Below are 19,066 nucleotides of genomic sequence, written 5' to 3'. Positions count from 1 at the left end.
TCATGCGCGCTCTCCGCCCATCAGCACCATGTCGTCGCGGTGGATCAGCACGTCGCGCCCGCGGAAGCCCAGCACCTTTTCGATTTCGGAGGACTTGAGCCCCAGGATTTTCGCCGTGTCGCTGGCATCATAGGTCACGAGCCCGCGTGCGATCTCGCGGCCCTTCGCCGTGACGATCGACACCGTGTCGCCGCGCGCAAAGCTGCCTTCCACTTTCTTCACACCTGCCGGCAGCAGGCTCTTCCCCTTGGCAAGCGCCGCCGCAGCCCCTTCATCGACCACGAGATGGCCGATGGGCTGCAGCGTTCCGGCGATCCAGCGTTTGCGCGATTGCAGGGCCGAGGCATTGGCCACGAACCAAGTGCAGCGCGCACCGTCGCCGATGCGTTTCAGCGGGTGCATCTCGTGGCCCGATGCGATCACCATGTTGCAGCCGGCGCCGAGCGCGATCTTGCCCGCCTCGATCTTGGTGATCATGCCGCCCGAGCCCACGCCCGACACGGGCTTGCCCGCCATGGCCTCGATCTCCGGCGTGATCTCCTGGACTTGCGAAAGCAAGGTTGCACCCTTCTGGTTGGGGGGCGCGGTGTAGAGCCCGTCGATGTCGGAGAGCAGCACAAGGCAATCGGCGGACATCATCGAGGCGACGCGCGCGGCGAGGCGGTCATTGTCGCCATAGCGGATTTCGCTGGTGGCCACCGTGTCGTTCTCGTTGATCACGGGCACCGCACCTTGTTCGAGCAGCGTCGACAGCGTGGCCCGTGCATTGAGATAGCGGCGGCGCTCTTCGGTGTCGGTGAGGGTCACCAGCACCTGTGCGGCCACCATGTTCCGTGTACGGAGCGCTTCCGTCCATGCCTGGGCCAGCGCGATCTGGCCCACGGCCGCCGCCGCCTGCTTCTGTTCGAGGCGGAGCGTGCCCTTGGGCAACCCAAGCGTGCGGCGGCCCAGCGCAATGGCGCCCGACGAGACGATGATGATCTCCGCCCCCTTCACCCGCCGGTCGGCGAGATCGTCGATCAAGGATGAGAGCCACGAAGCTTTGATGGTCCCGGTCTTCGCATCCACCAGCAGCGCCGAACCGATCTTGACGACGATGCGCCGCGCCTGTTCGAGGTGGGATTTCACGGCCGCCACTCCTCCGTCGTCACCCCGGGCTCGTCATTGGCCCTGCCGGCGCGGCGCGCGGTGACGATCACTTCGAGCAGCTTCTTCATTGCTTCCGGCACGTTCTTGGTGGTGGCGGCCGAAATCAGCATCGGCGTCTTGCGAACGCGGCGCTTGAAGTCCTTGAGCTTCGCCTGGATCTCCTCCCCGGGAAGAAGATCGGTCTTGTTGAAGGCGATGATCTCCGGCTTCCCGGCCAGTTCCGGCGAATAGGACTTCAGCTCCTTGCGGATCACGCGATAGGCGGCCACGGGGTCATCGCCCGTCACGTCGATCAAATGCAGCAGCACCGCGCAGCGCTCGACATGGCCCAGAAAACGCGTGCCAAGGCCATGGCCCTCGGAAGCGCCCTCGATCAGGCCCGGAATGTCCGCCAACACGAAGCTCTGCATGCCCACGCGTACCACACCCAGCTGCGGGTGCAGCGTGGTGAAGGGATAATCCGCGATCTTGGGCTTCGCCGCCGAGACTGCTGCGAGCAGGGTGGACTTGCCCGCATTCGGCAGTCCGAGAAGGCCGGCGTCGGCAATCAGCTTGAGCCGCAGCCAGATCCAGCGCTCCTCGCCCTCCTGGCCCGGATTTGCGTGGCGGGGTGCTCTGTTGGTGGAGGACTTGAAATAGGCATTGCCGAAGCCGCCATTGCCGCCCTTGGCGATGCGGAAGCGGTCGCCCAGCTTGGCGAGATCGGCGACCATCGTCTCGTTGTCTTCCTCGAACACCTGTGTGCCCACCGGCACCTTCAGCACGATGTCATCGGAATTGGCGCCGGCGCGCAGGCGGCCCATGCCGTGCCCGCCGGTCGCCGCCTTGAAATGCTGCTGGTAGCGGTAGTCGATCAGCGTGTTGAGTCCATCCACGGCCTCGATCCATACGTCGCCGCCCTTGCCGCCGTCGCCGCCGTCGGGCCCGCCCATCTCGATGAACTTTTCCCTGCGGAACGAGACGGAACCCGCCCCGCCGTCGCCGGAGCGGACGTAAACCTTTGCCTGGTCGAGGAATTTCATAACCAAGCCTTGTAACGCGGGTTGGCGTGAGAGCCTAGTCCCCTGTTGCTCATCAGCCACGCTTCCCGGCTGCTGCTGCATTGCACCATTTTGGCCCCCTTGAGGACACATTTGGCAGTTTTACGGGTGGTCCATCCGAATGGGGCGGCTAGCAAGAGAAGATGATCACAATGAGTCACAAGATCATCCCGGCTTTTTCTGTGTAGAACGAAAGGCAAGAGATGAAGAAAAGACTGATCGCAGGGTTGCTGTCTGCTGCTGTACTGTCTGGCATTGCCGCTATACCCGCCGAGGCGGCCTGCAAGGGTGCCATACACTGCTACGGCACCACGACGAAAACCACACTCACCGCGAAGTCCGTGGCGGCCCATGTCCGCAAAGCGCCAGTTAACACGGCCTCCACCCACGCGCGCAAGCGCTCTTATGCTGCCTCCGGCACCAAGCGGACGTCTGCCGCGCCGAAGACGAGCGCCGAGGCGAAGCGCATGAACGCCATCCGCCGCGGCAACACCACTGCGGCGGCGATCATCATTCCCGCCAGCGCTACGGCGTCCCAGGGCAATGTCATTGCGCTGATCAAGGCCATGGCGCCGGGGCAGGGCGTTCCCACCTGGTTTGCGCTGCGCATCGCGCATGTCGAATCCAACTACCAACCTCACATGCGTGGCGCCCATGGCGAATATGGCGTGTTCCAGATGAAGTGTGCGACCGCCAAGGACATCGGCTTCAGCAGCAATTGTGCCGCCCTGCTCGATCCGCGCACCAATATCCACTGGGGCCTGCGCCATCTGGCGATCGCCATCGGCAAGTCCGGCGGCAACCTGCGGCTTGCGGCATCGAAACACAATGCCGGCCTCGGCCGCCGAACCATCGTGGCCAGCTATGTTGCCAAGGTGTTCTGACGATATGAGGGCGCGATGGCTCATGGCCGCCGCGCCTTCGCCTCTGCCCAGGCATCGCGCGTCAGCTCCAGCCGCATGGTCGGCACCTGCGCGGCGCGGGCCCGCGAAAACGCCATGTCCTCGCCTGTCTCCTGAAATCCCAATCCAAGCAGAATGCGCCGCGAGGCGGTGTTGCTGAGATGATAACTCGCCTCCAGCCCCTCACAGCCCAGCGTGGAGAAGGCATGGTCCACCACGGACCGCGCGGCTTCCGTTGCGTAGCCCTGGCCCCAATGGGGTTCCGCCAGCCAGTAGCCGAGTTCGCCTTCGAGTCCGATGACGCCGATCAGCGCGTCATTCCGTGTGATCGCAAGCACCAGCGCGTCCTCCGGCTTCTGCCGCAAGTAGACGAAGAAGGCTTCGGCGTCCTCCGGCCCGTAGGGATAAGGGATGCGGCCCGTCCAGCGCGACACGTTCAGATTGTTCAAAGCAAGGATCATTGCTTGCCGATCCCGCTCCTCGGGCGGTCGAAGCGTCAAGCGGTCTGTCACGAGGATTGTCATGGGAGCGATCCAAACGAAAAGCGGAGAGGTGGTTGCCACCTCTCCGCTTCGAAATCAGCCAAGCATGCCGGATCGGTGGATCCGGCGGCTTGATATGTCCTGAGCCCGCCGGTTACTCAGCCGCGACCGCTGGGATCACGGACACGGTCTGCTTGTCGCCCTTGGTGCGGCGGAAGCTGACGACGCCGTTCACCACCGCGAAGATGGTGTGGTCGCGTCCGATGCCCACGCCGGTGCCGGGGTGAACCTTGGTGCCGCGCTGGCGGATGATGATGTTGCCAGCGATGACGGTCTCGCCGCCGAAAGCCTTGACGCCAAGACGGCGGCCCGCGGTATCGCGGCCGTTGCGGGACGAACCGCCTGCCTTTTTATGAGCCATGGGATGTTCTCCTATTCTCTGGCGCGCTTAAGCGCGGATCTCGCGGATGGTCACCGAGGTCAGGTCCTGACGGTGGCCGTTGCGCCGGCGATAGTGCTTGCGGCGGCGCTTCTTGAAGATAATGACGCGGGGGCCACGGTCCTGGCTGGCGATCTCGGCCACCACAATGGCGCCGGCCACGTGCGGGGCGCCGATGTTCACCGCCTCGCCATTGGCGACCATCAACACTTCAGTGAAATTCAAGGTGTCGCCGGGAGCGCCTTCAAGCTTCTCTATCTGGATCTTGTCGCCGGCAGCGACGCGGTATTGCTTTCCGCCGGTCTTGATGACTGCGTACATGTTGTTTCGTCCTTGTTGTCCCGCGCCGTTCGGCGGCACCGGTGAACCCGTGGTCCGGCGCGCTTCAAGTGCTTGATTACTCAAGCGAAATTGGGTTGCCTAGGGCAGCGCAAAACGCGCCTATGGGGCAGCCCCCTCCGCGCGGATGGCCGGAGATAGGGGAAAGCCGCGTTGGAGTCAAGGAATTGGGGGTTCTGGCATCCGGAACGGAGCTTCCACCGCGCCAGACCTCGTATCAAATTAGAAATGATTTCGTGTTTTGATTGATTATGGCCAATCACCACCGCTTTCGTTTGTTCCGCGTCTGGCGCCTGCTGCTGCCCGCAGTCTTCGCCGCTTCGGCAACCTCGTCCGCGCTCGCCAGTGGGCGGGACGGCAATGTTGCGTTCCGCCCCACGGAGATGGTCGAAACGGCCGCTCCGGCGCCGCAGCCCATGGTGGTCGTGCGCATGCGGGGAACCGGGCAGTGCGGAAACCGCTGCCCGGAATGGATCAAGGCCCAGGGCATCATCACCCCCAACACGCCCGGGCATTTCCGCGACGTATTGAGACAGCCCGGCGCGGACAAGCTTCCAGTGGTGCTCGAGTCGCAGGGCGGCGACCTTGATTCGGCGCTGGAAATCGGCCGCATGATCCGCGCCGCGGGGCTCACCACGATCGTCGGCCGCAGCGAGGTCGAGGGCTGCGGACCGCGTGAGGCTTGCAGCAAGGAGCAGCCGCTGAAGCTGTTCATGGGTTATGTCTCCTCTCCGGCTGAATGCTCTGGCACCTGCCTATTCGTGCTGGCAGGCGGCGCGCGGCGGGCCGGTTTCTGGATTACCGGGGCCAGCCTTCCCGCGCTGGACAGCTTCAAGACCCGCACACGCGGCGCCAAGGCTGGCAATCTGATCGCCAGCTATTTGGCCGATATGGGGGTTTCGACCGGCCTTATCGTGCGCCTTCGGCAAGCGGGCGTCGCGCTGGACGGGTCTGACATGCTGCATTTCGGCCTAAGCACGGGCCGCGAGCGGGTGGAGGACTTCACCGGTTCCAGCATCTGCCTGGGCGACAGCCCCGCGGCAAACTGCCTGATGCCCCCGCTCGCCCCGGCGAAGGTCAGTGTGGCGGCGCCACCGCGACAGCGGGCAGCACCGCGCCCGCCGAACCCGGGGAAGATGATCATCTGGGGCGCGATCGACTAGGCTTGCCGGCGGCTTCGGCGGCCTGACAGTCCACCTCCGGGGGCAGCGTGCAGGCAGCTGAACCGGCGGAGACTGCTTGCCTAGACAGCATTCCTGTGCATGATCGACCTGCGGCTGCCGCAGCGTCTGGGTGCGCCGCATCTCGCTTTCCGTCTCCTCGTCCGCGAAAGGGAATGCCATGGACCTCAAGAGAGTCACCGATACGTTGCATGTCGACGATGCCGATCTGTCGTCGTCCGTGTTCAACAATGCCAATCTGTCATCCAGCAGCTTCAATCAGATTGCGTTTTCCGGCGTGACCTTCAACGACTCCAACATGACCGGCCTTTTCATCAACGACGTCAATCTGTCCGGCGGCAAGATCCAGAACGCCAACCTCTCCGGCCTTGCCATATCCGATTGCAACCTGGCCGGCGCCACCATCGATGGTATTCAGATCGCGGATTTGCTGGCGGCCTACCGGCGCCAGAGCGGGAACTGACAGCCCGAGACCACCGCTTCTCCCGCGCAGTCCCGTAAGGGCACTCTCTTGAACTTGCGGAAAACGCATGGTTTCGTTGCTTCCATGTGCAAGATCCTGCTGACCGCCCTGCTGGCCACCTTGCTGGTTACGTTCAATGCCGCCTGTCCGGCCGCGCGCGCCGGAACGGCTTACGTCACCGCGGCGGACTCCTCCGCGGTCAACGGCCGGAAGCAGACGCAGAAACGCAAGAAAAAGAAGCAAGCGGTCCGCCAGCCGTCCAAGCCCCAGCCGCCAAAGGAGGCCTGGCAGCGCCCCATGACGGTGGCGCTCGTGCGGTCCTCCATTCCGGGTTGCGAGCCGCTGTGCCCCGAATGGCTGGCGGCGGAGGGCGAGATCACCCCCGCGACACCGGCGGTCTTCCGCAAGGCCCTGAAGCAGGTGGATAAGCGCTGGCTGCCGGTCGTCATCCGCTCGACGGGCGGCGACGTGCGGGCCGCGATGGAGATTGGCCGCATGGTGCGCAAGGCCGGGCTTCCGGTCGGCGTGGGTTGGACCCTCTATGACGGCTGTTCGCCCGGCGATTCGTCATGCGCACCGCCAAAGTCCGGCGGGCCCTACCGCGGGATGGCGATGGCGGGGCAGAGTTTCTGCCTTTCGGCCTGCCCGCTCATCCTGGCAGCGGGAACCGAGCGCTACGCCGGCCTGGGTGACATCGGTCTGCATGTCATTCGGCGGCAATGGGTCCGCGAAAAAATCACCTACCGCGAAACCAAGCGGAAGGTGAACGGCAAGATCAAGCGTGTGCGCGACGTGATGAGCCGCAAGGTCGTGTCGTCCTACTTCAAGGATGGCATCGACAAGGAATATCGCGCCAAGCTTCTCGCCTATCTGAAAGACATGGGAATCGACCCCGCCTATCTCGATGAAATGGCGAAGGCCTCCTACAATCAGATCAATCGCCCGACGGGCGCGCGTCTGGAGGAACTGCGGCTGATCACCTCCCGCAACACGGTGCTCGATGTCGTGGCGCCCAGTGTCTGCAAGGCAACACCGCCGGCGCGCAACTGCCGGGACCTGCCGGGCCAGAAGGCCGCGGAGGATGCGCCGCGCTTTCTGGACGTACCGTCCGGCGAGGAGATGTTCGTCGCCCGCGTTCGCGCGAAAGGCAAGTGCGAGCCACTCTGCCCGGAATGGATCGCCGCCCAGGGCATCGTCACGCCGGAAACGCCTCTCCGCTTCAAGGAGGTCTTCGCGCAGCCCGGAGCGGATCTCTTGCCGATCCTGATCGACTCACGGGGCGGCGACCTCGATGCCGCGATGGAGGTGGGGCGACTGATCCGCCTCAGAAAGGCCACGACCCTCGCCGCCACGACAATGGTGTTCGGCTGCTCGCCGCGCGACCCGGATTGCAACCGCACCCGACCGCGCTCCGAGCCTTACTCCGGCTATGCCTTTACGCCGGGCGATTGTGCGCGCGAGTGCTGGTTCATGTTTGCCGGAGGCGTTGTCCGCCTCGGCGGCTGGGCCGCAAATTCGAACCTGCCCGCAGCCGCCCCTTTCGTGACACGGCAGGCCGGGAAGCCGCCCGAAAAACTCATCGCGGATTTCATGCGCGCCATGCGATTGCCGGAAAAATCCCTCACCGTCGATCGAGCAAAACTGCAGCCGGACCTCGCGAGCTATGACGACAACCGCGTCGTCATGTTCCGGCTCAGCAACAACCCCGGTGCGACAAGTGTCATCGCCGAACCCGCCAGCTGCCGTATCTCCGATCCGCCGCCCAACTGCATTCGCCGCGACAAGCTGGAGTAAGGCATCGGGCAGTCCACTGCACTCGCCACGCCGTTCCCTTCCACGAGAGAAGCGGAGTAAGACATGAGTGACAGGTTCAATCCGCCAACAGGTCCATTTGGCGAGCTTCCTCTCTCGTCATTCACGCCGCCTCTTCCCCCACCCGCTTCTCGATCAGCGTCACGAGATCGCTCATGATGCGGTTCATGTCGAAGTCCTTCGGCGTATAGACGGCGGCGACGCCCAGTTGCTTCAGCACATTCACGTCATCCTGCGGGATGATGCCGCCGGCGACGACGGGAACATTCGCGAGGCCCGCCGCGCGCAGGCGCTGCATCACCTCGCGGATCAGCGGCACGTGGGAACCTGACAGGATGGAGAGGCCGAGGATGTGGACCTGCCTTTCCTGCACCGTCTTCACCAGCTGCTCGGGCGTCACGCGGATGCCATCATAGATTACGTCGAGGCCGGTATCGGCGGCGCGCACCGCGATCTGTTCCGCGCCGTTGGAGTGTCCGTCGAGGCCGGGTTTGCCGACGAGGAAGCGTGGGCATTCGCCCATGCGCTCCGCGAGCCGCTTCACGCGGGAGCGCAGGTCCTCGAGCTGCTCGCCGCCCTCCGCCCGCATGGTCAGCGCCACGCCGGTGGGCGCGCGGTACTCGCCGAAGATCTCGCGCAGCGTCGCGCCCCATTCGCCGGTGGTGACCCCGGCCTTCGCACAGGCGATGGAGGGCTCCATGATGTTGCGGCCGTCTTTCGCGGCGCTTGCCAGCCCGGCGAGGGCGGCCTTCACGGCCTGCGCATCGCGGCTGCCGCGCCAGGCCTTCAGCCGCTCGATCTGCTCGAACTCCACGTCGTCCTTCACCGTCATGATGGCGTCCGCACCGGCGGAGAGCGGCGAGGGTTCGCTAGTTGTGAAAACGTTGACGCCGACGATCTTGGTCTCGCCCGACTCGATGGCGTGCAGCCTTGCGGTGTTGGACGTGACGAGCTGGCGCTTCATATAGGCGATCGCCTCTTCCGAGGCGCCGCCGCCCATGGCAAGCACTTTGGCGAGCTCGCCGCGCGCCTCGTCCTTCAGCGCCTCCACCTTGTGCGTGATCTCGGTGGAGCCGTCGAAGATGTCGCCATAATCGAGAAGGTCGGTCTCATAGGCCACGATCTGCTGCATGCGCAGCGACCATTGCTGGTCCCAGGGGCGGGGCAGGCCCAGCGCCTCGTTCCAGGCGGGAAGCTGCACCGCGCGGGCGCGGGCGTTCTTCGACAGCACAACGGCCAGCATCTCGAGCAGGATGCGGGTGACGTTGTTCTCCGGCTGCTGTTCGGTGAGGCCCAACGAATTCACCTGCACGCCATAGCGGAAGCGGCGGTGCTTTCCGTCTTCGATGCCATAGCGTTCGCGCCCGATCTCGTCCCACAATTCGGTGAAGGCGCGCATCTTGCAGAGCTCAGTGACGAAGCGGATGCCGGCGTTGACGAAAAACGAGATGCGCCCGAACACCTCCGGGAAATCCGTCTCCGCCACCGCCCCGCTTGCCTTCACGCCGTCGAGCACGGCGATCGCCGTGGCCAGCGCATAAGACAATTCCTGCACCGGAGTCGCACCCGCTTCTTGCAGGTGATAGGAGCAGACGTTCACCGGGTTCCACTTCGGCAGTTCCCGGGTGGAGAAGGCGATGGTGTCGGCGATCAGCCGTAACGAGGAGCCCGGTGGGAAAACATAGGTGCCGCGCGAAAGATATTCCTTGATGATGTCATTCTGCGTCGTGCCGGACAGGCTCGCCCGCGGCGCGCCCTGTTCCCCGGCCACCGCCACATAGAGCGCCAGCAGCCACGGCGCGGTGGCGTTGATGGTCATCGAGGTGTTCATGGTGGCGAGCGGGATCTGGTCGAACAGAGTCCGCATGTCGCCAATGTGGGAGACGGGAACCCCCACCTTGCCCACCTCGCCGCGCGACAGCACGTGGTCGGAATCATAGCCCGTCTGAGTCGGCAGGTCGAAGGCCACCGACAGGCCGGTCTGCCCCTTGGATAGGTTGGTCCGGAACAGCGTGTTGGATTGAGCCGCCGTGGAATGGCCGGCATAAGTGCGGAAGAGCCAGGGTTTGTCGCGCATGATGGCGCATGCTGGCATGGGCCATATTGCACCGCAACCTCAACCTTTGGGCAAGCGAGCGAACTGAGCGCCCGACTGCAATTATTTCCGCTACGAGAGATTGATTACGTTCAAGGCTTTAACGGCTGTCAGCCGCAAATGCCAAGGCCCGTGAGGGTCCCTCGCTCTACTCGTTCTGGTTCTTCAGAAAAATCAGCAGCAGCACAAGCGCGGCGACCGACATGCCGACGATCGACACGAAGATCGGCCTCACGTAGAATTGGTCGAGTGGTATGTCGACATTGGCAGTCAGGACGTTGCCGAGATAGGCCCCGATGAACAGGACCACGGCACTGATCATCAGCGTCATCACCCCCTGCCAACGCAGGTAGATCGACAAAATCACTGTACCGAGGATCGAACAGACAAGTGCCAACGGCAATACCGTCGGCGGGAGCAACACGCTGTTCCACCAGTAAAGGACATTCGACATCTGTGAGTCTCGTCATTACCAACCTTAGATTTTGTATTCTAGAAGTCTCTTGTCAAGGTGGTCCAGTCAGCGGGTGAACGGCTCCACACCCCTCCTTTTGTTGCGGTGCGAGACCGTCCTTCCTCGGGTATTCTCGGCATTATTGTATCGAGGAGACGACGACATGAGTTCCGCCGCCGCCAAATCCGCCGCCACGGCCAATGCCAAGGCCCCGGTGAAGGACCTCTATGAGGTGGGCGAAGTCCCGCCGCTTGGCCATGTGCCGGTCAGGATGTATGCTTGGTGCATCCGCCGGGATCGCCATGGCGCGCCGGACGGCGCCATGCAGGTTGAGGTTGTCCCCACCTGGGAGATCGGCGAGGACGAGTGCCTCGTCTTCGTTCTGGCGGCCGGCGTCAACTACAACGGTGTCTGGGCGGCATTGGGCAAGCCCATCTCGCCCATCGACGGTCACAAGAACCCTTTCCACATCGCGGGCTCGGATGCCTCAGGGATCGTCTGGGCGGTGGGCTCCAAGGTGAAGCGCTGGAAGTTGGGCGACGAGGTCGTCATCCACTGCAACCAGGACGATGGCGACGACGAGGAGTGCAACGGCGGCGACCCGATGCTCTCCAACTCGCAGCGCATTTGGGGTTATGAGACGCCGGATGGCTCATTCGCGCAGTTCACCCGCGTGCAGGCCCGGCAATTGCTGCCCAAACCCGCCCATCTGAGCTGGGAGGAGGCGGCCTGCTATACCCTCACCCTTGCCACCGCCTATCGCATGCTGTTCGGCCACCGCCCGCATGTGCTGAGCGCGGGGCAGAACGTTCTCGTCTGGGGTGCTTCCGGCGGCCTCGGCTCCATGGCCATCCAGCTTGCGGCGACCACGGGCGCCAATGCCATCGGTGTGATCTCCGAGGACGACAAGGCGGATTTTGTCATGCAGCTCGGCGCCAAGGGCGTCATCAACCGCAAGAAGTTCACCTGCTGGGGCCAGATGCCAACGGTGGGCACGCCCGAGTACAACGACTGGATGAAGGGTGCGCGCGACTTCGGCAAAGCCATCTGGCATTTTACCGGCAAGGGCAACAATGTCGACATGGTGGTGGAACATCCAGGTGAGGCAACCTTCCCCGTCTCGGTGCTGATGACGAGGCGCGGTGGCATGATCGTTATCTGTGCGGGCACCACGGGCTTCAACCTCACCATGGATGCGCGGTACCTTTGGATGCACCAGAAGCGCGTCCAGGGCTCCCACTTTGCCAACCTCATGCAGGCCTCCGCCGCCAACAAGCTGGTTATGGCGCGCCGCATCGACCCCTGCATGTCGGAGGTCTATAGCTGGGCTGACATTCCCAAGGCCCACATGAAAATGTGGAAGAACGAACACCGCCCCGGCAACATGGCCGTGCTGGTGTCCGCGCCGGTGACGGGGCTCAAAACGCTGGACGACGCGATCGAGGCGTCAGGAACGTGAAACTCGTGTTCTCCCGTTCCTTCAGCGCGGGAAGACGGCAGCGCAAGCGCCCTATACCTCCGCGTCCTCGCGCTCCTTGAAGCGCTGCATGCGCATGATCCGGCGCACTTCGAGCACGCGGTTCACCTCGCCGCCGAGGATCAGCACCAGGGCGGCGAGATAGACGAAGAACATCGCCGTGAAGACGCCCGACAGCGAGGCATAGGTCGAGGCGAAGGTGTTGAATTTGAGGAGATAGATCGAAAAGGCCGAGGACATGATCACCCAGGCGACGACGGTGATGACCACGCCGGGCAGCACCTCCAGCACATTGAGCGCTTTGGCTGGCAGCACGCGGTGGCACAGCAGCACACCCGCGGTCAGCAGCGCGATTCCGATCGGATAGCGCAGCTGCTCGATGGTGACGAAATGGCCCTTGAGAGCCGGGGCGTATACTTCCGCGATCTGGATCATCACCGGTGCGAAGACGATGAGCAGCGCGAAGATGAGAAGGAAGATCGCCGAGCCGATGACGAACAGCACGTTCTGGAAATAAAGCCACCAGATCGACCGCGTCTCGCGCAGGTCATAGGCCCGGTTAAGGCCCACCCGCACGCTGTCTACCCCGCCCATGGCGCTCCAGATGGTGATCAGCGCCGAGATGGAGAGAAGCCCGCTGCGCGGCACGGTGAGGACCGAGCGGATCTCCGGCACCAGCGGCTCCACCAGCCTGGCCGGGGCGACGCCGAGCAGGAAGCTGACCACACCCCCCGCCAGATCGTCGTTGCCGAAGAAGCCGGCCAGCGCCGTGAGGAAGATCAGGAAGGGGAACAGCGAGAACAGCGTGCGGAAGGCGATGTTGCCGGCCAGCGGAATGGCTTCGTCGGCGAACAGCCGGTAGAAGCTTTCGCGCACCAACTGGGCGATGGTCGGCCCCAGGTCATCGGGCTTGTCATCGGGCTTGGCCGTCATGGCGGCTCAATAGCGCATGGCGGCGGGTCAGGCCATCATCTTCGCGGCTTCCGTCTCGACCGCCGCCCTGAGCCCGGGATCGAGCTTCAGGCGCGAGGCCAGCATGGCGAGATAGGCCTGTTCCGCCGGGTCGTCCGGGTCGATAGCAAGGACGGAGGCGGCATAGATCTCGACCGCCAGTTCCGGCGTCACCGCCGCCTTCACCACCGCGTCGATGTCCAGCGGCCTTCTCAGCTCGTCGATGATGAAGGCCTTCTCTTCCGTGCCAAGGTCAAGCTCGTCAAGCTTGGCGAAGATGCGCCGGTGCTCTTCCGCATCGATGTGGCCATCGGCCTTCGCGGCGGAAATCATGGCGCGCAGGATGGCAAGGCTCATGCCGTCGCGCTCGGCGCGTGCTGCCGGCAGGAAGCGCGTGCCCTCCGGCTTCGGCGTCACGTCCTTCATCGGCGGCGGCACCCCGGCGGCCGGCGCCTGCTGCGAAGCGCGCCATGACTCGTAAGCCTTGTAGGCGAGCCCGGCGAGGGCCGCCGTGCCGCCGAGCTTCACCGCCCCCTTGGCCATTTTCTTCGAGGTCTTGCCGCCCAGCAGGATGCCGGCGAGGCCGCCCGCCACGCCCCCCGTCGCAAGCCCCTTCATGAAATCGGGCGACATGCCGCCACCCGCCTTGGTGTCCTTGCCCGGCGTGCCGGACTGGCCTCCGCCCAGGAACTGCTCCAGAAGTTTCTGCGGATCGAACATGCCTGCTCCCTGAATTAACCGTCTCGCCATGCCGCCCAAATCAAGGCAAATGGCGGCATGACGCACGCAACGCCCGCCACCCGCGCCCTTATTGCCGCGGCTCCTGTCCTGTTTGTCTTCATGTGGGCGACGGGCTTCGTGGTTGCAAGGCTGTCCGCACCCCATGCCGGTCCGCTCACCTTCCTATCCATCCGCTTTCCCATTGCCGGCGTCATCTTCGCCGCCATCGCTCTGGCGCTCCATGCCCCGTGGCCGGGCCGCGCTCAAGCCTTGCATGCCACGGTGGCCGGGGCTTTCCTGCATGGCGGCTATCTGGGCCCCGTCTACTGGGCGGTGGCGCATGGCATGCCGGCGGGTGTTTCGGCCTTGATCGTCGGGCTGCAGCCCCTGATGACGGCGATCCTCGCCGCCTGGATGGTGAAGGAGAAGATTGCGCTCCGCCACTGGCTCGGCCTCATTGCCGGCATCTTGGGTGTGGCGCTGGTTGTCTCACCCAGGCTGCAGGCGGGTTTCTCCGGCGGCATTACGCCGGTGACCACGGCGGTCAACGTTTTCGGCGCGCTGTCGATCTCTTTCGGCACGGTCTACCAGAAGCGCTTCGTCACCTCGCTCAACCTGGCCAGCGGCGGCGCGTGGCAATATGTGGGCGCAACCCTGGCCGTCGCCATCCCGGCGGTGCTGAGCGAGCAGATGCGCTTCGATGGCAGCTTCAATGCATGGTTCGCGCTCGGCTGGTCCGTCATCGTTTTGTCGCTGGGCGCCATCACGCTGTTGATGCTGATGATCAGGCTGGGCGACGTGGGCCGGGTGGCGGGCCTCATCTTCCTGGTGCCCGGCGTCTCCGCACTAATGGCGTTCTTTCTCTTCGGGGAAACGCTCGCACCGGTGCAGATCCTCGGCATGACTGTCTGCGCTGGCGCGGTTCTGATTGTCACGCGGAAATGGGTGCGCCGGCCCTGATGCGGGCGATGGTTTCCCGTGCGCGCCGGCGGTGCTCGTCTGTCACATGGTTGCGCACGATGTTGTAGGCGGCGAGCAGCACGGCCATGTCATCGGTGAAGCCCAGCCCCAGCACGAAGTCCGGCAATGCATCGACCGGCAGGACGAAATAAGCCAGCGCGCCCACCAGGATGCCCTTGGCCTTCAGCGGTGTTGCCCGGTCGAAGGCGGCGTAATAGGCCGCAACCAGCTCATCCGCCAGCGGCACGCGCGCCAGCACCCGGGCGAGCTTGGGGAAGAATTTCTGCTTCACCTCGAATTCGTCAGCCGTGGCAACCATCGCAATCCCTCCGCCGGGCAGCGAAGGACATGGGAAGGCGCAAGCCGGTTTTCAAGCGCTACCGGTGGGTGACATAGAAGGCGGCCATGAGGATGACGATGGCCACGGCCTGCAACCCCACGCGCCAGCGCATGAGCTTCTGCGATGTGTTGGACGAGCCGCCGCGGAACATGTTGGCAAGGCCGAGCAGCAGCACGATCGCCACCGCCCCCGTCGCAATGTAGCTCAAGTACTGGAAGAACACGGCGCGCTCCGGAATTCCCGATGTCTGGGCCAAGCCATGGCGGCAGGCGGGGTTCCCGTCAAGGCGCCAATGCGCGCACGGGGCCTATTGGTCCGACGCCTTGTCGAGCACGTAATCAAATACCCGTTGCGGCAGGATGCGCCGGGCGATGGCCATGTAGTGCGTTGGCTTGGTCACGTAATAGCGCGCGCGGGGGCGAGGGGACTCCACAGCGTGGACAAGTTTCTCCAGCACCGCCTCCGGCCCCAGCTTGTAGCGCGCCGAACCGCCGCGGCCCAGCCTTGCACGCTGCTTCGCATAAGCCTCCTTGTAGTGGGACGAGGCCTCGTCGATGTTCCTGTCGAAATTCTTCAGCGAGGTCTCGACGAACTTGCTGGCGATCGGCCCCGGCTCGATTAGCGACACGAAGATGCCGGAGCCGCGCAGCTCAAGCCGCAGCGTATCGGCCAGCGCCTCGATGGCGAATTTCGATGCGTTATAGGCGCCGCGCCATTTAAGCGCCACGAGGCCGAGGACGGAGGAGCACTGCACGATGCGGCCTCCGCCATTGGCGCGCATCAGCGGCAGGCAGTCGCGCGTCAGCTGATGCCAGCCAAAGACATTGCAGGCGAATTGCTGTTCCAGCACCTCGCGCCGCAGGTCCTCCACCGCACCCGGCTGCCCGAAGGCGCCATTGTTGAACAGCGCATCCAGCTTGCCGCCGGTGCGAGCCGCCACTTCATTCGCGCAGGCCGTCACCGAAGCCGGATCGGCATAATCGAGATGGACCGCGTCGACGCCTTCCGCTTCCAACCGCGCAAGGTCCTCTGGCTGCCGCGCCGTCGCGAAGACCCGCCAGCCGCGCTCTCTCATGCCAAGCGCACAGGTCCAGCCAATGCCGGTGGAACAGCCGGTGATGAGGATCGTGCGGGTCAATTCCGGCCTTCCAGCAGCCGCCGCGCAATCACCTGCGCCTGGATTTCCGCGGCGCCCTCGAAGATGTTGAGGATCCTCGCATCGCATAGCACGCGGCTGACCTTATACTCCAGAGCAAAACCATTGCCGCCGTGGATCTGCAGCGCATTGTCGGCCGCAGCCCAGGCAACGCGCGCGCCCAAAAGCTTCGCCATGCCTGCCTCAAGGTCGCAGCGGCGGCCTGCGTCCTTTTCGCGCGCCGCGAACAGCGTCAGCTGGCGTGCCGCCATGGTCTCCGCCGCCATCAGCGCGAGCTTGTCAGCGATGCGCGGGAAGCTGATGATGGGCGTGCCGAACTGCGAGCGGTCCGTCGCGTATTTAAGCCCGATGTCGAGCGCCGACTGTGCCACACCGACAGCGCGCGCTGCGGTCTGGATTCGCGCGGCCTCGAAGGTCTGCATCAACTGCTTGAAGCCCTGGCCCTCGATGCCGCCGAGCAGGTTCTCCGCCTTCACCTCGAAATCCTCGAAGCGGATTTCGTATTCCTTCATGCCGCGATAGCCAAGGACCTCGATCTCGCCGCCGGTCATTCCTTTCGCCGGGAAGGGGTTCTCGTCGGTGCCACGCGGCTTTTCGGCAAGGAACATCGAGAGGCCCTTGTAGCCCGTCTCGTCCGGGTTGGTGCGGGCCAAGAGCGTCATCACGTCGGCGCGCACCGGGTGGGTGATCCAGGTCTTGTTGCCCGTCACCTTGTAGACATCGCCATCGCGCACCGCCCGGGTGCGCAAGCTGCCGAGGTCGGAGCCGGTGTTCGGTTCGGTGAAGACGGCCGTGGGGAGAATCTCCCCGCTCGCGATCTTCGGCAGCCACTTTTCCTTCTGCTCCTTGGTGCCGCCGCACAGGATCAGCTCGCAGGCGATCTCGGCCCTGGTGCCGAGCGAGCCCACCGCGATCCAGCCGCGCGACAGCTCCTCGGATACAACGCACATCGATTCCTTGGACAGGCCGAGGCCGCCATATTCCTCCGGCAGCGTGAGCGCGAAGACGCCGAGCTCCGCCAGCTCCTTGACGATCTCCATCGGCACATAGGCATTGTCGAGGTGCCACTGGTGGGCATGGGGCGCCACCTTGGTCTCGATGAAGCGGCGCATCGTCTCGCGCATTTCGGTGAGCGTCCCGTCGAGGCCGGAAGAACCAAAATTATCGTCGGCGAAAAGCTCGACCAGGCGGCGGCGCGCTGCCACTGTATTGCCGCGCTCGGTGAGCACCAGGTCATGCAGCCCCGCCGTCTCGCTGCGGGTGAGGCCAAGCTCGGTCAGGCGCAGGAATTCGCCCTGGTTCATCGGAATGCCGCCGGCCACGTGGTTCACATATTCGCCCGCCGCGATCTGGATGGTGAGCTGCTCGGTCTCGCCGAGCTTGCCTTCCGCCTCGAGGCGGAGGGCGTAATTAGCAAGCTCGCGCAGCGTCGCGGCATAGGTCGCGAGCCAGGCGAGACCGTGTGCCGCATGCTGTTCCTCATCCAGAAGGCGCGAATTGATCTTGCCACCCGGCATCACCCGGGCCGCGAGCCTGGCCTTGGCCTTGGCAAGAATGGTCTCCACGGAGGTGGCCGCCTGGTCCAAATGGCTCACGAGATGGGTCACGCAAACCGTTGAGGACACTTCGCTCTCCACTGCCGCCATGATTGAAATCCTTCACAAATGAGGCAAAACGCTAGCCCAATGCCTGTTGCGCTGCAATAATCCATCCGGCCAGCCCCTTGCTGGCACAGCAACCGCCAAAATTGGGCCGGAATCGTCCACCATTGGATTTCCGCCTCGGCCAGGATTAAGGTTTCCACATGAATCACTTACGGCGCACGGGTGTCCTCGGGATCACCCTCCTCACCCTCACCGCAGGCCTCGCCTTCGCGGACAATGAACCCAAGCAGATCGGTGCCTTCCAGGACTGGACGGCGTATAGCTATGACGCGGCTGATTCCAAGGTCTGCTACGTATCGTCGAGCCCCAAGGCCACCGAGCCCAAGGGCGTCAAGCGTGACCCTGCCTTTTTCCTCGTCACCAACATGCCGGGCCGCAAGCCGCCGGTGAAGGGCGAGGTCTCCACCATCATCGGCTACCCCTTCAAGGAGGGCGGGCCCGTGAAGCTGACGATCGACGACCAGGCTTACGAGATGTTCTCCAAGGGCGACACCGCCTGGGTGGACACCGGCAGCGACAAGAAGATCGTCGCCGCCATGAAGAACGGTAAGTCGCTCAAGGTGAAGGGCACGTCCTGGCGCGGAAAGACCACGGAGGACACCTATTCGCTGCAGGGGATTTCCGCCGCACTCGCTGCCATCGACAAGGCCTGCAAGTAGCATGGGCGGAGCCTTCAGGCTCTGGCTCTTGGTGCTTGCAGTGCTCGTCGGAGCGGCGCGGGCTGACGCCGCCTGTACGGCGGAGACTTACGAAGGAAACGACTACACGGTCTGCCGTTTTGACCTCAGGCAGGACCATCTGCAGCTCTTCAGCCTCGATGACAGGGGCGAGCCCTTTGGCTCCTTCAATTCCCTTGAGCTTGCTCTGGAGCCGAAAGGCCAGACGCTTGCCTTCGCCATGAATGCCGGCATGTATGGCGAAAACCTGAAGCCCATCGGCCTCTACATCGAAAATGGCCGTACGCTGCGCAAGCTTAACCGCCGCGACGGCCCCGGCAACTTCCACATGAAGCCCAATGGCGTGTTCTACATTGACGGTGCGAAGAGCGGTGTGATTGAGACGGAGGCCTTCGCCGCCGCGGGGCTCCATCCGCAATTCGCCAGCCAGTCCGGCCCCATGCTGGTGGTTGACGGTGAGATCCACCCAAGATTCTCGCCCGATGGCACATCGCTGCAGCGGCGGAACGGCGTGGGCGCGCCGGACGGCCATACGCTGGTCTTCGTCATCAGCGAGGACTGGGTGAACTTCCATTCCTTCGCCCGCCTGTTCAAGGACAGGCTCAACTGCCCCAACGCACTATTCCTCGATGGCTCCATCTCCAGCCTGCATGCCCCGGACATGGGCCGCAGCGACGGGTTTGCCCCGCTCGGCCCCATCGTGGCGCTGGTCAAAGGCCCCTGAAGCCCCTATTCCAGGGCCTCGCTCGCATTTTTCATTCATTT

21 protein-coding genes are annotated in these 19,066 nt (G+C 64.2%); 8 read left to right on the top strand and 13 right to left on the bottom strand.

The genetic code is table 11. From position 1 onward, the window contains the following. Together proB and obgE are read right to left on the bottom strand one after the other, a co-directional pair. Entirely contained in the window at positions 1-1,137 is a 1,137-nt protein-coding gene (proB, locus tag IOC82_RS03635; RefSeq protein ID WP_290544821.1) for a glutamate 5-kinase, read from the bottom strand. Beyond that, positions 1,125-2,171, bottom strand: coding sequence for a GTPase ObgE (gene obgE / locus IOC82_RS03630; RefSeq protein WP_290544820.1), 1,047 nt, complete (start codon positions 2,169-2,171; stop codon positions 1,125-1,127). Before obgE ends, proB begins: the two co-directional genes overlap by 13 nt. A 221-nt stretch (positions 2,172-2,392) precedes the next feature. Here obgE and IOC82_RS03625 point away from each other — a divergent pair, with 221 nt between their 5' ends. After that, on the top strand, positions 2,393-3,073 hold the full coding sequence (locus tag IOC82_RS03625) for a lytic transglycosylase domain-containing protein (RefSeq protein WP_290544819.1): 681 nt from the start codon (positions 2,393-2,395) through the stop codon (positions 3,071-3,073). 20 nt (positions 3,074-3,093) lie between these two features. Here the strand turns inward: IOC82_RS03625 and IOC82_RS03620 are convergent, their stop codons facing one another. The 3 genes from IOC82_RS03620 to rplU form a co-directional block, all read right to left on the bottom strand. After that, positions 3,094-3,615 (bottom strand): GNAT family N-acetyltransferase, encoded by a 522-nt coding sequence (locus IOC82_RS03620; RefSeq protein WP_290544818.1) that lies wholly within the window; start codon positions 3,613-3,615, stop codon positions 3,094-3,096. 112 nt (positions 3,616-3,727) lie between these two features. Beyond that, positions 3,728-3,994: a 50S ribosomal protein L27 gene (rpmA, locus tag IOC82_RS03615; protein WP_111197367.1), complete on the bottom strand. Its 267-nt coding sequence runs from the start codon at positions 3,992-3,994 to the stop codon at positions 3,728-3,730. A gap of 27 nt (positions 3,995-4,021) precedes the next feature. Then, complete coding sequence (gene rplU, locus IOC82_RS03610; RefSeq protein WP_290544817.1) at positions 4,022-4,333, bottom strand: 50S ribosomal protein L21; 312 nt, start codon at positions 4,331-4,333, stop codon at positions 4,022-4,024. 269 nt (positions 4,334-4,602) lie between these two features. Here rplU and IOC82_RS03605 point away from each other — a divergent pair, with 269 nt between their 5' ends. The 3 genes from IOC82_RS03605 to IOC82_RS03595 all read left to right on the top strand — a co-directional run bounded on the left by IOC82_RS03605 (position 4,603) and on the right by IOC82_RS03595 (position 7,789). Then, positions 4,603-5,514 (top strand): hypothetical protein, encoded by a 912-nt coding sequence (locus IOC82_RS03605; RefSeq protein ID WP_290544816.1) that lies wholly within the window; start codon positions 4,603-4,605, stop codon positions 5,512-5,514. A gap of 130 nt (positions 5,515-5,644) precedes the next feature. Continuing rightward, positions 5,645-5,995, top strand: a complete 351-nt coding sequence (locus tag IOC82_RS03600; RefSeq protein WP_290544815.1) for a pentapeptide repeat-containing protein — start codon at positions 5,645-5,647, stop codon at positions 5,993-5,995. Positions 5,996-6,079: 84 nt separating this feature from the next. Next, positions 6,080-7,789: a hypothetical protein gene (locus IOC82_RS03595; RefSeq protein WP_290544814.1), complete on the top strand. Its 1,710-nt coding sequence runs from the start codon at positions 6,080-6,082 to the stop codon at positions 7,787-7,789. A gap of 121 nt (positions 7,790-7,910) precedes the next feature. Here IOC82_RS03595 and IOC82_RS03590 read toward each other — a convergent pair whose 3' ends face one another. Further along, on the bottom strand, positions 7,911-9,884 hold the full coding sequence (locus IOC82_RS03590) for a protein meaA (RefSeq protein ID WP_290544813.1): 1,974 nt from the start codon (positions 9,882-9,884) through the stop codon (positions 7,911-7,913). Positions 9,885-10,050: 166 nt separating this feature from the next. Continuing rightward, positions 10,051-10,356 (bottom strand): hypothetical protein, encoded by a 306-nt coding sequence (locus IOC82_RS03585; RefSeq protein WP_290544812.1) that lies wholly within the window; start codon positions 10,354-10,356, stop codon positions 10,051-10,053. Between the two features lie 163 nt (positions 10,357-10,519). Here IOC82_RS03585 and ccrA point away from each other — a divergent pair, with 163 nt between their 5' ends. Further along, positions 10,520-11,815 (top strand): crotonyl-CoA carboxylase/reductase, encoded by a 1,296-nt coding sequence (gene ccrA, locus IOC82_RS03580; RefSeq protein WP_290544811.1) that lies wholly within the window; start codon positions 10,520-10,522, stop codon positions 11,813-11,815. Between the two features lie 51 nt (positions 11,816-11,866). Here the strand turns inward: ccrA and IOC82_RS03575 are convergent, their stop codons facing one another. Together IOC82_RS03575 and IOC82_RS03570 are read right to left on the bottom strand one after the other, a co-directional pair. After that, positions 11,867-12,766, bottom strand: coding sequence for a YihY/virulence factor BrkB family protein (locus IOC82_RS03575; protein ID WP_290544810.1), 900 nt, complete (start codon positions 12,764-12,766; stop codon positions 11,867-11,869). A gap of 27 nt (positions 12,767-12,793) precedes the next feature. Then, the gene (locus IOC82_RS03570) at positions 12,794-13,504 is read right to left on the bottom strand and encodes a tellurite resistance TerB family protein (protein ID WP_290544809.1); all 711 of its coding nucleotides are present in this window, start codon (positions 13,502-13,504) and stop codon (positions 12,794-12,796) included. Positions 13,505-13,561: 57 nt separating this feature from the next. Here IOC82_RS03570 and IOC82_RS03565 point away from each other — a divergent pair, with 57 nt between their 5' ends. Continuing rightward, complete coding sequence (locus tag IOC82_RS03565; RefSeq protein WP_290544808.1) at positions 13,562-14,464, top strand: DMT family transporter; 903 nt, start codon at positions 13,562-13,564, stop codon at positions 14,462-14,464. Here IOC82_RS03565 and IOC82_RS03560 read toward each other — a convergent pair. From IOC82_RS03560 to IOC82_RS03545, 4 genes are all read right to left on the bottom strand, one after another. Beyond that, on the bottom strand, positions 14,436-14,783 hold the full coding sequence (locus IOC82_RS03560; RefSeq protein ID WP_290544807.1) for a YkvA family protein: 348 nt from the start codon (positions 14,781-14,783) through the stop codon (positions 14,436-14,438). The genes IOC82_RS03565 and IOC82_RS03560 overlap by 29 nt on opposite strands. A gap of 58 nt (positions 14,784-14,841) precedes the next feature. Continuing rightward, complete coding sequence (locus IOC82_RS03555) at positions 14,842-15,027, bottom strand: twin transmembrane helix small protein (protein ID WP_290544943.1); 186 nt, start codon at positions 15,025-15,027, stop codon at positions 14,842-14,844. Positions 15,028-15,111: 84 nt separating this feature from the next. After that, positions 15,112-15,942: an SDR family oxidoreductase gene (locus IOC82_RS03550; RefSeq protein ID WP_290544806.1), complete on the bottom strand. Its 831-nt coding sequence runs from the start codon at positions 15,940-15,942 to the stop codon at positions 15,112-15,114. Continuing rightward, entirely contained in the window at positions 15,939-17,606 is a 1,668-nt protein-coding gene (locus IOC82_RS03545) for an acyl-CoA dehydrogenase family protein (protein WP_290544805.1), read from the bottom strand. Before IOC82_RS03545 ends, IOC82_RS03550 begins: the two co-directional genes overlap by 4 nt. 158 nt (positions 17,607-17,764) lie before the next feature. Between IOC82_RS03545 and IOC82_RS03540 the strand changes: the two genes are divergently transcribed. Both IOC82_RS03540 and IOC82_RS03535 read left to right on the top strand, forming a co-directional pair. Further along, positions 17,765-18,283 (top strand): invasion associated locus B family protein, encoded by a 519-nt coding sequence (locus tag IOC82_RS03540; protein ID WP_290544804.1) that lies wholly within the window; start codon positions 17,765-17,767, stop codon positions 18,281-18,283. Between the two features lies 1 nt (position 18,284). Next, positions 18,285-19,025, top strand: coding sequence for a phosphodiester glycosidase family protein (locus tag IOC82_RS03535; protein ID WP_290544803.1), 741 nt, complete (start codon positions 18,285-18,287; stop codon positions 19,023-19,025). Positions 19,026-19,066: the final 41 nt, after the last annotated feature.

This window comes from Aestuariivirga sp. (assembly GCF_020252395.1).
Taxonomy (GTDB): domain Bacteria; phylum Pseudomonadota; class Alphaproteobacteria; order Rhizobiales; family Aestuariivirgaceae; genus Aestuariivirga.
Note: the sequence above shows the minus strand (reverse complement) of the source record. Positions and strands in the feature narration are given on the sequence as shown.

Coding starts and splice junctions, on each gene's coding strand:
- ccrA (WP_290544811.1), top strand. CDS start 10,520: ATGAGTTCCGCCGCCGCCAAATCCGCCGCCACGGCCAATGCCAAGGCC.
- IOC82_RS03570 (WP_290544809.1), bottom strand. CDS start 13,504: ATGTTCGATCCGCAGAAACTTCTGGAGCAGTTCCTGGGCGGAGGCCAG.
- IOC82_RS03565 (WP_290544808.1), top strand. CDS start 13,562: ATGACGCACGCAACGCCCGCCACCCGCGCCCTTATTGCCGCGGCTCCT.
- rpmA (WP_111197367.1), bottom strand. CDS start 3,994: ATGGCTCATAAAAAGGCAGGCGGTTCGTCCCGCAACGGCCGCGATACC.
- IOC82_RS03575 (WP_290544810.1), bottom strand. CDS start 12,766: ATGACGGCCAAGCCCGATGACAAGCCCGATGACCTGGGGCCGACCATC.
- IOC82_RS03535 (WP_290544803.1), top strand. CDS start 18,285: ATGGGCGGAGCCTTCAGGCTCTGGCTCTTGGTGCTTGCAGTGCTCGTC.
- IOC82_RS03560 (WP_290544807.1), bottom strand. CDS start 14,783: ATGGTTGCCACGGCTGACGAATTCGAGGTGAAGCAGAAATTCTTCCCC.
- IOC82_RS03605 (WP_290544816.1), top strand. CDS start 4,603: ATGGCCAATCACCACCGCTTTCGTTTGTTCCGCGTCTGGCGCCTGCTG.
- rplU (WP_290544817.1), bottom strand. CDS start 4,333: ATGTACGCAGTCATCAAGACCGGCGGAAAGCAATACCGCGTCGCTGCC.
- IOC82_RS03540 (WP_290544804.1), top strand. CDS start 17,765: ATGAATCACTTACGGCGCACGGGTGTCCTCGGGATCACCCTCCTCACC.
- IOC82_RS03590 (WP_290544813.1), bottom strand. CDS start 9,884: ATGCGCGACAAACCCTGGCTCTTCCGCACTTATGCCGGCCATTCCACG.
- IOC82_RS03625 (WP_290544819.1), top strand. CDS start 2,393: ATGAAGAAAAGACTGATCGCAGGGTTGCTGTCTGCTGCTGTACTGTCT.
- IOC82_RS03545 (WP_290544805.1), bottom strand. CDS start 17,606: ATGGCGGCAGTGGAGAGCGAAGTGTCCTCAACGGTTTGCGTGACCCAT.
- obgE (WP_290544820.1), bottom strand. CDS start 2,171: ATGAAATTCCTCGACCAGGCAAAGGTTTACGTCCGCTCCGGCGACGGC.
- IOC82_RS03620 (WP_290544818.1), bottom strand. CDS start 3,615: ATGACAATCCTCGTGACAGACCGCTTGACGCTTCGACCGCCCGAGGAG.
- IOC82_RS03595 (WP_290544814.1), top strand. CDS start 6,080: ATGTGCAAGATCCTGCTGACCGCCCTGCTGGCCACCTTGCTGGTTACG.
- IOC82_RS03585 (WP_290544812.1), bottom strand. CDS start 10,356: ATGTCGAATGTCCTTTACTGGTGGAACAGCGTGTTGCTCCCGCCGACG.